We start from the raw sequence: 10,706 nt of genomic DNA on the forward strand, positions 1-10,706 counted from the left end.
AATGCTCCGGCGCGGCGGCGCGAGCGCATAATGGGCCGATGCGCCCCGCCAAGCCCTGGCCGGGCGGCCCCGACGCCGTCTGGGCCGCATCGGCCGGCACCTCCGCCCAGCACCGCCCGCCCGCGCCCGACGTCTCGGGCTTCGACGACTTCGCCCGCCGCGTCGCGCCCCGCGAAGCCGCTCTCCTGTCGGCCCTGCTCTTCGTCTTCCTGGGCGTCGGCCTGCTGGTGTACGCCATCGTGGTGGCCTCGCTCATGCCCGAGCTGCCCGAGGGTCTCGACGGCTTCGACGCCGTCGTCCTCAACCTCATGAAGTGGCACTGGGTGGTATCACTGGTCGTCGGCGCCTGGTCCCTGCTCGTCACCGCCCCGCGGACCTATCTGAAGGACAAGCGCGACCACCCCGGCGAGACCCGCGCGCTCTACGAGGCGAGCCTCGATCGCGGCGTCGTCTGCGAGGTCTTCGCGACCCGCTTCAAGGTCCCCGGCAGCGACGGCTGGGACCGGACCGTCATCGGGATCGACGCGCGCCTCGACGGGGAGCGGGCCGCCCGCATCCGCCGGGCGTTCACCGACTGGTTCGCCGCCGTCCAGAGCGACGTGCGGACCGACAAGGAGGTGTCGAAACGGCACGGCGGCCGCGACGTCCTGCCCGCCGAAGACGTCTTCGGCCCCGAGGCGGCCGGCGGCTACCTCATCCGGCAGAGCGTCGTCGGCACTGGGTGGATGATGCTCATACGAGACGATCCGGTCGCGAGACGCGAGTGGACCCGGCTGCGGATCGAGGAGGCGAAAGCGGCCTGAGCCGGTTCGCGCGCGGCAGCAGCACCCGGAACGTCGCCCCGCCGCCGGGAGTCTCGGCCAGACGCACGCATCCGCCGTGGCCGGTGACGATCGCCGCGACGATCGACAGACCCAGGCCCGAACCGCCGCCGTCCGCGGCCCGGGGGCGACCCCGATCGACCCGGTAGAGCCGCTCGAAGACGGCCTCGGCGTGCTCGGCGTCCACGCCAGGGCCGGTGTCGGCGACCTCGACCACCGCGGCGGGCCGCGGCGGCGCCTCGCCCACCTGCGCCAGGCACGGCGGCCCCGACTGGGCGCCCCACCCGAGGCGCACGGTGATCTCGGCCTCGGGCGGGGTGTGCCGCAAGGCGTTCGACACCAGGTTGGTGACGACCTGGCGGAGCCTGGACTCGTCGCCGGTGACCTCGAGCGCCTCGAGCGGCTCCTCGCCGCCGTCCAGGGACTCGAGCGCGACGAAGCGGCCGGGTTCGCGCAGGTGCGCGTCGCCGATCACATCGGCGGCGACGCCGAGGAGGTCGACCGGGGCGCTCCCGAAGGGACGCCGCCGGTCGAGCGAGGCCAGGAGCATCAGGTCGTCCAGCAGGAGCCCCATGCGCCCGGCCTCGGCCTCGATGCGGCCGACGGTCTCGTCGAGCGCCGGCCCGGGCGGGGCGCCGCCGCGCCGGTAGAGCTGCGCGAAACCCTTGACCGAGGTCAACGGCGTGCGCAGTTCGTGCGAGGCGTCGGCGAGGAACTGCCGCAGCCGGTCCTCCGAGGCCGCGCGGTCCTCAAGGGCGGCCTGGAGCCGGGAGAGCATGGTGTTCAGCGCCAGCCCGAGGCGGCCGGTCTCGGTGTGGGGGTCGGTGTCGGCCACGCGCTCGTCGAGGCGCCCGGCCGCGATCGCGGCGGCGGTGGACGTCATGCGGTCGAGCGGGTGCAGCCCGATCCCGACCACCCGGGAGGCGACGACGGCCAGCAGCGCGAGGATGGCCACGGTGACGCCTCCGCCGATGAGCAGCAGGCTTTCCGCGGCGGCCCGGACGTGCTCGGCCGAGAGGGCCATGACGAGGTAGCCGTCGGGGGACTCCTGGACCAGGACGCGCCAGTCGCCGCCGTCCTCGTCCTCGACGGTGAAGGTCGTGCCGGTGCGCTCGGCCAGATCGCCCAGGCCCGTCAGGGCCGGAGGATCGGCCTCCCTGCCGCCGAAGGCGCGCACCAGCCGGCTCTCGGCGTCGTACGAGTAGACGTATGGCAGGTCGGCGGTCGTCTCCCGCCGCACGGGCTCCTCGTCGGGCGGCGGCTGGGAGCGGGGCAGCTCGACGATGACCTTGGGGGCCCCGAGCAGCTTGTCGTCGATCCGGTCGGTCAGGACGCGCTGGAGCAGGACGGTGGCGGTGAGGATGGCGGCCGCCAGCGCCATGGCGCACAGCGCGACGATCGTGAGGACCATCCTGGACCGGACCGTCCAGTGCCGCCACCGCCGCACGGGGGCCCTCACTACCGCGGCCTGGGGAGCCTGAGCGTGTAGCCGAAGCCGCGGACGGTCTGGATCAGCGGCGGTTCCACGGTGTCGACCTTCTTGCGCAGGTAGTACACATAGGATTCGACGATGCGGCCGTTGCCGCCGAAGTCGTAGTTCCACACCCGGTCGAGGATCTGGTCCTTGCTGACCACGCGGCCCGCGTTGACCATCAGGTATCGCAGCAGCCGGAACTCGGTGGGCGAGAGCTCGATCGGCCTGCCCGCGCGGCTCACCTCGTGGACGTCCTCGTCGAGCCGCAGGTCGGCGTAGCGCAGCACCCGCTCCTCGGAGGCGACGCCCGCCCGGGCGCGGCGCAGGATCGCCTGCACCCGCAGCACGACCTCTTCGAGGTCGAAGGGCTTGGCGACGTAGTCGTCGGCGCCGACGGTGAGCCCGGTGATCCGGTCGCGTACGGTGTGGCGGGCGGTCAGGAACAGCATCGGCACCTCGTGGCCGGCGGCCTTGAGCCGCCCCGCGACCTCGAAGCCGTCCATGTCGGGCAGCATCACGTCGAGGATCACCAGGTCGGGGGAGAACCGCCCCGCCACCCGCAGGCACGCGGCGGCGCTGTCGGCGACCTCGACCTCGAAGCCGGTCAGTCGCAGCGTGGCGGACATCAGGGCGCCGATGTTCTCCTCGTCGTCGACGACCAGGATCCGGTCCTTGCGTTGGGGCGAATCGCTCACTGGGGCTCCTCCTCGTACACCCCAGTGATATCCGGCACCTCCGAGCCGGTTCTGAGAGGAACATCGGGAAACCTTGAGAATCCGCGCTTCGCAGACGGCGGCGCCCGCGGCGAGCGGGCGCCGCCGCCTCCGCTCGTCGGGGCGCGGCGCCGCGCCCCGACGAGCGGCTCACTTCGCCAGCGCCGCTTCCAGGAAGGCGGTGCGGTCCTGGATGATCGCCGTCAGCGACTCGACCGATTCGGCGACGCCGTCGGCGCCGTTGAGCTCCGCGGCCGACGCCGCCGTCTCGACGGCCTCGAGCGCCGCGCCGCCGGCGTAGATCCGCTCGTAGAACTCGTCGTACGCCTGCATATAGGCCTCGTCGAACGCGCCGACGTCGAGGAACCGCTCCTTGAACTCGAGGCCGCCCATGTCTCCCGGCCCCATGATCACCGCGTCCTCCGGAATCTCGGCGCCCTCGGGCGGCGCCTCTCCTCCCGGCCCGTAGGTGCGCATCATCGAGGGCAGCTCCTCGGGAGCGAGGTCGGCGTTCTGCAGCACCAGGTCGAGATCCCAGGCGATGACCGAGAACAGGCCGGTCTCGAAGTCGTGCCACAGGTAGTAGTTGCTGCCCGGCCCGCCCATGTCGTCGCCGTTGACGAGCAGGTTCTGCAATGCGACATAGGAGGCGAGGGACTCGATGTCGAACCACTCGTCCAACTCGGCGGCGAAGGTCTCGTCGTCGGCGGAGTCATACCACTGGAGGAAGTCGACGATCGGCCGCATGTCGGCCGCTCCCTCCATGTTGACCTGCTTGAAGTCGTCCTCGTAGTCGTCCGGGTCCTCGCCCTGGTAGGCGAAGTCCTGGCCGGCGCTGCCCTTGTAGAGCACGCCGTCGTCCGCACCGAACTCCTCCTGCACCCAGGTCACGTCCATGATGTCGACGACCCTGCGGGTCACCGCGTCGGATCCGTTGACCGACACCGTCGAGTAGGTCCAGTCGTACGACGGCTGCCCGCTGGCCTCGACCGCCTCGGCGGCGACGGCCTCGGTCAGCACGGCGTCCTCCCTCGCCGATTCGACTCGCAGGCTGATCTGCCGATTGCCCTGGTAGACCTGCCCGTCGACGTACTTGGAGAAGTCGACCAGCCACGGCAGCGCCTCAGGCTCGTCGAAGCTGAGCGAAAGATCCGGCGCGCCGATCCGGATGCCGCCCTCTTGCCCGCCGCCGCCCTGCTCTCCCCCTTGGCCGCCGGCGGGAGGCTGCCCGCCGTCCTGGCCGCCGCCCGGCGGCCGGTCCCCGCCCTGTTCCCCACCGGGCTGCTCCCCGCCGCCGCCGAGTCCTTGGAGCGTCGAGTTGCCCTTCAAGCGGATGCCGACGTCGGCGATGGTCACCCCGTCGATGGTGATGTCGGCCTTGATCCACTCCTTCTCGCCGGTGTCCTCGAAGGTCTCGGCCATCTCCCGGTAGTCGTCCTCGTCGTACTCGAGGGAGATCTCGTGCGCCACCGACGTGTCGAACAGGTCCACGGTGCCCTGGACGTCCCAGTTCACCGTGAAGCCCTCGGCCGCGTCGGAGTACACCAGGGCCGTGACCCGCAGCGAGCCGACGACGAGGATGAGGGCCGCGATGAGGCCGACCGAGCCCGCGACGAGCCTCCAGCGGTGCCGGAGGCTCACCGGTATGCGGTGGCGGATCGCTCTGGCGGCCACGGCTACAGGTCCGTCTGGTCGTAGCCGGTCAGCACCGTCACCTGCTGTCCCTGCGTGACCGTGCGCAGATGGTCGAGCAGGTCGGCCGGTTTGCGCCCGGATTTGAGCTTGACCGTGTACGTCGCCTCGGTCAGCGCCCCGCCTCTGATCGTCTCGATGCTCACCTGCTCGTACTCGTCGGTGTGGCGGATCAGCACGTCGTCGATGTCGTCGGCCATGTCCTCGTGCGCCGGCGTCTGCACCTTGACCACTTGGCGCTGGACCGAGTGGTGGAACCAGTCGAAGCGGTGCATGATCAGCAGCGCCAGGCACACGAACACGGTCGCGATGACCGCGAGGGTGTAGAAGCGGGTGCCGCAGGCCATGCCCACGCCCATCACCAGGAAGATGTAGCCGACATCGCGCGTCTCCTTGAGCGCGTTGCGGAACCGGATGATCGACAGGGCGCCGACCAGGGCGAACGCGCGCGCCACGTTCGAGCCGATGATCAGCATGATCACCGCGATGATCACGCCCATGACGATCATGGTCTGCACATAGGACTGGCTGTAGGAGACGTTGCGGTGGGTCCTGCGGTAGACGATGCCGATCGCGCAGCTCAGCACGAACGAGAGCGACAGCGAGATCGCGATGTCGAGGTAGGAGAATTCACCGGTGAGGTCGTTGAAGCTGTTGAGGAAATCCATGAACGGCGGTTGCTTTCTATCGGAGTGACGGCGCCGGCGCGCCTTCGGGCTTGGATCGGACGGCGTAGTCGTCCTCCACGGGCACGTGGAACAAGGAGCGGGGCGCCCGGTCGAAGGCTTCGACGGTCTGGCAGTACTTCGAGACGCGCACGACCGCCATGCCCAGCCGCGCGGCCAGGTCGGTGATCCAGTACGGCACCCGCTCGTTGGCCTTGATCTCGACGACGGCCTTGCCCGGCGGGATGATCAGCCGGTTCTCGACCTCGGCGCCGAGGTGGAAGTCGCGGTCGCGTCCACGGACCCGGTGGTCGACGGTCACCCGCAACCCCAGGTCGGCGTCGTAGCCGAGGTAGGCCTCGCGGTTGTAGGCGGTGATCGCCGTCGGCCGCAGCCCGTGCCCCTCGACCAGGCCGAGGACCTCCTCGAGGAACGGCCGCTGATCCCGCTCGTGGTCGATCATGACGCCCTCGTCGCACAGCTCGCGGGCCAAGCGGTACGGCACGCGGACGCGGCGTTTCTGCGTCACCCGGTTGACCCGCTGCTTGATCTCGATGAACACCGGAGTCTCGTCGCTCAGGGCGTGCCGCTCGCCGTAGTTGCGGATGCGGAGCTTGCGGCGGAAGCGCAGGCCCTCGATCTTCTCCCAGTAGTAGCGCAGCGAGGCCGAGTCGTAGTAGAGGCTGCACACCGGGTACCCGCCGCGGGCGGAGTAGGGGTCGGCCTTCATGCGCGAGCGCAGCTCCTCGCGCAGCCGGGGCACCTGCCCGTAGGGGAGCAGGTACTTGATCTCGAATCTGTTGAACGAATGCAGTGCGCCTGCGGTGCGGCGCAGGTGCCCGGCGTCCTCTTCGCTGGGTCGGTTCATCGACGCTCCTTCGTTGTCGGAAACGTCGACGAGTCAAACGGCGGCGGTTGGAAGTGAACTCCCGATGAACTCAAAACCACCTCAAAGCGGCGCCCGCCCGAGCACGCCGGTGGGCCGCGCCCCACCCCCTCGCGTGCCGGAGCGGCCGGGTTGTCGGCGGCGCCCCCGATGCGGTCCTCGCCATTCCCTGGCTCTGACCAGCGTTGATGCGCTCGCGGAAGGGCTCACCGTGGCCCAGGTGACAGTTGGGCCGGGTTCTGATATCGTTCTTGTAATCGTTCTTAAGAACGTTTCCAAGCCTCCCCCCCGACGACGCAGGGAAGTCCGATGGCCGAGACGAAGAAGTCGAACCTCGCGCTGGTGGCCGCGCGGGCCGGGGTCTCCGTGGCGTCGGTGTCTCGGGTCCTCAACGGCGGCTCCGCCTCCGAGGAGATGACCCGCCGCGTCCGCGAGGCCGCCGAGGAGCTCGGCTACGTGCCCGACGCCAGCGCGCGCACCCTCCGGACCGGCCGCACCGACCAGATCGCGCTCGCCGTCGCCGACGTCGGCAACCCCGTCTACGTCCAGATGATGCGCACCGTCACCCCGATCGTCGCGAAGGCCGGCTACCGCCTCGTGGTCTCCTCCACCGGCAGCGACCCCGAAGACCAGATCGACCTGCTCGCCAGCCTCAATCGCGGCTACGCCGACGGCCTCCTGCTCAGCCCGCTGCGGATCACGCCCGAGCTGATCGAGGCCATGCGCACGAGCCGACTGCCGATCGCGGTCATCGGCTCCCTGCCGCCCGAAGTCGAGCTCGACAACGTGCGCGCCGACTCGGCGACCGGCATCGGGCTCGCCGTCGAGCACCTCGTCTCCCAAGGCCGCCGCCGCATCGCGCTCGTCAACGGGCCGGTCGACACCGTCCCCGGCGCGGCGCGCCTGGCCGGATACCTCGACGCGGTCCGGCGCTTCGAGCTTCCGGAGGACCCCCGGATGCAGGTGACCGCCACCGGCTTCACCTACCGGGCAGGCCGCAAGGCGACCGCCCGCCTGCTCGGCCGGGCCCGCCTCGACGCGATCGTGTGCGCCAACGACCTGCTCGCCGTGGCCGCGCTCAAGGAGCTCGCGGCCGCCGGCGCCCGCGTCCCCGAGGACGTCGCCGTCGTCGGCATGGACGACACCGACGCCGCCGAACTCGCCACCCCCTCGCTCACCAGCGTCGACCTCGGCTCGGCGAAACGCGCCAAGGCCGCCGCCAAGCTCCTGATCAGACGGATCGAGGACCCCGACGCGCCGGTCCGCCGCCACGTCATCGCACCCTCCCTGTCGGTGCGCGAGTCGACCTGTCCGACCACCGACACCATGGAGGCCGCCTCATGACGGTCGTCTCACCGCCCCTGGAGGAGCGGCCGGTCCGCCGGCGCCGCCGAGGTTTCGGCGGAGGAAGCCGGGACGCCTGGCCGCTCGTCCTGCCCGCCCTGCTCCCGGTCATGCTGTTCAGCGTCTACCCGCTGGTGTACGGCGTGCTCCTCGGCTTCACCGACGCCCGCGCCGGCCTGAACGCCGAGACCGCCTTCAACGGCCTCGACAACTACGTCGAACTCGCCGGCAACGAGCTGTTCTGGAACTCCTTCAAGATCGGCCTCATCTGGGCGTTCAGCGTCACCGTCCTCCAGTTCCTCGCCTCGCTCGGCCTGGCGCTCCTGCTGAACCTCGACCTGCGCCTGCGCTGGCTCGCCCGCACCCTCGCGCTCGTCCCCTGGGCGATGCCGCCGGTGATCATCGCGATCATGTGGCAGCTCATGCTCAACCCCGGCTACGGCCCGGTCAACCAGATCCTGCCCGGCAACGTCAACTGGCTCGGCGAGGCCTCCATCGCGCTCCCGGTCGTCATCGTCGTCGGCGTCTGGGCCGGCATGCCCCAGACCACGATCACCCTCCTGGCCGGGCTCCAGTCCGTCCCCGCGGAACTGAACGAGGCCGCGGCGATCGACGGCGCGAGCACCTGGCGCCGCTTCTGGCACGTCACCCTGCCCGCCCTGCGCCCAGTCGCCGTCGCGATCACCACGCTCGACCTGATCTGGAACTTCAACTCCTTCGCGCTGGTGTTCGTGCTCACCGCCGGCGGACCGGGCGGCACCACGATGCTGCCGAGCCTCTTCGCGTACAACGAGGCCTTCCGCTACGGCAACTTCGGCTACGCGGCGGCCATGGGCAACGTCATGGTCGTCGTGATCGGCGCGTTCCTGTACTTCTACCTGCGCGGCCAGATGAGGAGGCGCCTCCAATGACGACGCCCGCCACGACCTCCGCCGTCGGACGGAACCCGTTCTCCCGCCCGCTCCAGTACCTCGCGCTCCTGGTGTACATGTGCTTCCTGGCGTTCCCGCTGCTGTTCCTGCTCAGCACGGCCTTCAAGACGCCGCGCGAACTGCGCTCGCCGGACGCCGGAATCCTGCCCCAGAGCCTCACCTGGGAGAACTTCACCTCGGCGATCGAGAAGGCCGACCTGTACACCGCGGCGGGCAACAGCCTGCTCGTCGCGGTCACGACCACCCTCATCGTCACCCTCGTCTCCCTGCCCGCCGCCTACGCCCTGGTCCGCTTCCGCACCAGGCTGCGGGCAGTGGCCACCGGCTGGATCCTGCTCAGCCAGGTCTTCCCCTTCATCCTCATCATCATTCCGCTGTTCCTGCTGATGCGGAACATCGGACTGGTCGACACGCTCCTGGGCCTGGTGATCGTGTACGCGGTGTGGGCGCTGCCGTTCTCGCTGTGGATGCTCCAGGGCTACGTGGCCGCCATCCCCGTCGAACTGGAGGAGGCCGGGGCGGTCGACGGGGCCGGCCGGCTGCGGACGCTCGCCAAGATCGTCCTGCCGCTCCTCGCCCCCGGCATCGTCGCCACCAGCCTGTTCACCTTCATCAACTCCTGGAACGAGTTCTTCTTCGCGCTCGTGCTCATCCAGGACCCGGACATGCAGACCCTGCCGCTCGCGCTGGCGCGCTTCGTCGGCGCCGAAGGGCAGGTCCAGCTCGGGCAGCTCGCCGCGGCCGCCCTCCTGGCCTGCATCCCGAGCCTCGTGTTCTTCCTGCTCATCCAGAAACGGCTCACCGCCGGACTCCTCAGCGGCGCGGTCAAGGGATGAACCGCCCATGACCGCGCCGACAGATCCTCACCACGAAAGAGAGAAAGCCATGCGCACTCGCATCAGCGCCCGATCGGGCGCCGCGATCGTCGTCGCACTGCCCCTCGCGCTCACCGGCTGCTCGGCGTTCGGCGTCGGCGGCGACGACGAGGACGGCGCCACGCTGACCTTCCAGTCACTGGCGTTCCAGGACTCGACCATCGCCGCCACCGAGTCGATCGTCGAAGCCTGGAACGAGGAGAACCCCGACATCCAGGTCGAACTGGTCCAAGGCAGCTGGGACAACGTCCACGACCAGCTGGTGACCCAGTTCCAGGGCGGCACCGCGCCCGACATCATCCACGACGAGTCGGCCGACATCATGGGCTTCGCCAACCAGGGCTACCTGGCCGACCTGAGCCCCCACCTCAGCGACGAGGTGACCGCCTCGGTCTCCGACGAGGTCTGGCAGACGGTCACCACCGCGGACGGCGAGGTCGTCGCCGCGCCCACCCTGCTCCAGTCCTACGTGGTGTTCGCCAACACCGACGCCTTCGCCGACGCCGGCGTCGAGATCCCCGCCGGGGAGACGCTGACCTGGGACGACTTCCAGGCGCTCGCGGCCGAGCTCACCGCGGGCGGCTCCTACGGCGCCGGCTGGGGCATGCAGCAGCCGACCGCCGCCGTCATGAACCTCGCCCTCGGCTTCGACGGCACCTTCTTCACCGGCGAGAGCGGCTCGATGGAGATCGAGGTCGGCGAGAACGAACTGGCCGTGCCCGAGCGCATCCACGCCATGGCCCACCAGGACCAGTCGCTCGACCCCGTCTCGCTCACCCAGAGCGGCTCGGACGTCCTGCCGGGCTTCTTCGACGGCAAGTACGCCATGTACGTCGCGGGCAACTACGTCGCCCAGCAGCTCGTCGAGTCCGCGCCCGAGGACTTCAACTGGGCGGTCCTGCCGCCGCTGGCCGGCACCGCCGGAGCGACCCAGGCGGCCAACCCGCAGACGATGTCCGTCGCCGCCGAGAGCGAGCACGTCGAAGAGGCCGCCGCGTTCATCGACTTCTTCATGCAGGCCGAGCACCAGGCGGCGCTCGCCGAAGGCGACTGGCTCATCCCGTCCTCGACCGAGGCCAGGGAGCTCGTCGCCGAGCACACCGCCGGCGAGAACGGCTGGGAGGCCATCCTCGCCTCCGGCGAGTCGCTGTCCGCGGCCCCCTTCCAGTCGGCGGTGAACTACCCGCAGTGGAAGGACCAGTACGCCACGCCCGCCCTCCAGCAGTACCTGGCCGATGAGATCACCGTCGAGGAGCTCAGGCAGCAGCTCGTCGACGGCTGGGCCGAACTGGGCTGACGAACGA

General features: G+C 70.3%; 10 protein-coding genes. 5 read left to right on the forward strand and 5 right to left on the reverse strand.

Going from position 1 to position 10,706, the window contains the following annotated elements:
- Nucleotides 1-38 precede the first annotated feature (38 nt).
- On the forward strand, nt 39-803 hold the full coding sequence (locus YWW_RS0119405) for a hypothetical protein (protein WP_026931409.1): 765 nt from the start codon (nt 39-41) through the stop codon (nt 801-803).
- Here the strand turns inward: YWW_RS0119405 and YWW_RS31640 are convergent.
- The 5 genes from YWW_RS31640 to YWW_RS31645 all read right to left on the reverse strand — a co-directional run bounded on the left by YWW_RS31640 (nt 733) and on the right by YWW_RS31645 (nt 6,233).
- Entirely contained in the window at nt 733-2,232 is a 1,500-nt protein-coding gene (locus YWW_RS31640; protein ID WP_081687593.1) for a sensor histidine kinase, read from the reverse strand. The two genes, YWW_RS0119405 and YWW_RS31640, sit on opposite strands and share 71 nt — an antisense overlap.
- Before the next feature lie 47 nt (nt 2,233-2,279).
- Nucleotides 2,280-2,990 carry a response regulator transcription factor gene (locus YWW_RS0119415; protein WP_026931410.1) on the reverse strand — a complete coding sequence of 237 codons (711 nt, stop codon included), beginning with the start codon at nt 2,988-2,990 and terminating at the stop codon, nt 2,280-2,282.
- A gap of 168 nt (nt 2,991-3,158) precedes the next feature.
- Nucleotides 3,159-4,682 carry a CotH kinase family protein gene (locus YWW_RS0119420; RefSeq protein WP_026931411.1) on the reverse strand — a complete coding sequence of 508 codons (1,524 nt, stop codon included), beginning with the start codon at nt 4,680-4,682 and terminating at the stop codon, nt 3,159-3,161.
- Nucleotides 4,683-4,684: 2 nt separating this feature from the next.
- Nucleotides 4,685-5,368, reverse strand: a complete 684-nt coding sequence (locus YWW_RS0119425) for a DUF4956 domain-containing protein (RefSeq protein ID WP_026931412.1) — start codon at nt 5,366-5,368, stop codon at nt 4,685-4,687.
- Between the two features lie 16 nt (nt 5,369-5,384).
- Nucleotides 5,385-6,233: a polyphosphate polymerase domain-containing protein gene (locus YWW_RS31645; RefSeq protein ID WP_051326053.1), complete on the reverse strand. Its 849-nt coding sequence runs from the start codon at nt 6,231-6,233 to the stop codon at nt 5,385-5,387.
- Nucleotides 6,234-6,560: 327 nt separating this feature from the next.
- Between YWW_RS31645 and YWW_RS31650 the strand changes: the two genes are divergently transcribed.
- From YWW_RS31650 to YWW_RS0119450, 4 genes are read left to right on the forward strand one after another with little or no spacing between them, the layout of a single operon-like run.
- Nucleotides 6,561-7,595: a LacI family DNA-binding transcriptional regulator gene (locus YWW_RS31650; protein WP_035704726.1), complete on the forward strand. Its 1,035-nt coding sequence runs from the start codon at nt 6,561-6,563 to the stop codon at nt 7,593-7,595.
- Complete coding sequence (locus YWW_RS0119440; protein ID WP_026931413.1) at nt 7,592-8,506, forward strand: carbohydrate ABC transporter permease; 915 nt, start codon at nt 7,592-7,594, stop codon at nt 8,504-8,506. Before YWW_RS31650 ends, YWW_RS0119440 begins: the two co-directional genes overlap by 4 nt.
- A complete protein-coding gene (locus YWW_RS0119445) occupies nt 8,503-9,363 on the forward strand; it encodes a carbohydrate ABC transporter permease (protein WP_026931414.1) in 861 nt (286 codons plus the stop codon). The genes YWW_RS0119440 and YWW_RS0119445 overlap by 4 nt, the downstream gene beginning before the upstream one ends.
- 49 nt (nt 9,364-9,412) lie before the next feature.
- Complete coding sequence (locus YWW_RS0119450) at nt 9,413-10,699, forward strand: ABC transporter substrate-binding protein (protein ID WP_026931415.1); 1,287 nt, start codon at nt 9,413-9,415, stop codon at nt 10,697-10,699.
- Nucleotides 10,700-10,706: the final 7 nt, after the last annotated feature.

This window comes from Glycomyces tenuis DSM 44171 (assembly GCF_000427885.1).
GTDB classification, from domain to species: Bacteria; Actinomycetota; Actinomycetes; order Mycobacteriales; family Micromonosporaceae; genus Glycomyces; species Glycomyces tenuis.

Coding starts and splice junctions, on each gene's coding strand:
- YWW_RS31650 (WP_035704726.1), top strand. CDS start 6,561: ATGGCCGAGACGAAGAAGTCGAACCTCGCGCTGGTGGCCGCGCGGGCC.
- YWW_RS31640 (WP_081687593.1), bottom strand. CDS start 2,232: ATGGTCCTCACGATCGTCGCGCTGTGCGCCATGGCGCTGGCGGCCGCC.
- YWW_RS0119440 (WP_026931413.1), top strand. CDS start 7,592: ATGACGGTCGTCTCACCGCCCCTGGAGGAGCGGCCGGTCCGCCGGCGC.
- YWW_RS31645 (WP_051326053.1), bottom strand. CDS start 6,233: ATGAACCGACCCAGCGAAGAGGACGCCGGGCACCTGCGCCGCACCGCA.
- YWW_RS0119445 (WP_026931414.1), top strand. CDS start 8,503: ATGACGACGCCCGCCACGACCTCCGCCGTCGGACGGAACCCGTTCTCC.
- YWW_RS0119450 (WP_026931415.1), top strand. CDS start 9,413: ATGCGCACTCGCATCAGCGCCCGATCGGGCGCCGCGATCGTCGTCGCA.
- YWW_RS0119425 (WP_026931412.1), bottom strand. CDS start 5,368: ATGGATTTCCTCAACAGCTTCAACGACCTCACCGGTGAATTCTCCTAC.
- YWW_RS0119405 (WP_026931409.1), top strand. CDS start 39: ATGCGCCCCGCCAAGCCCTGGCCGGGCGGCCCCGACGCCGTCTGGGCC.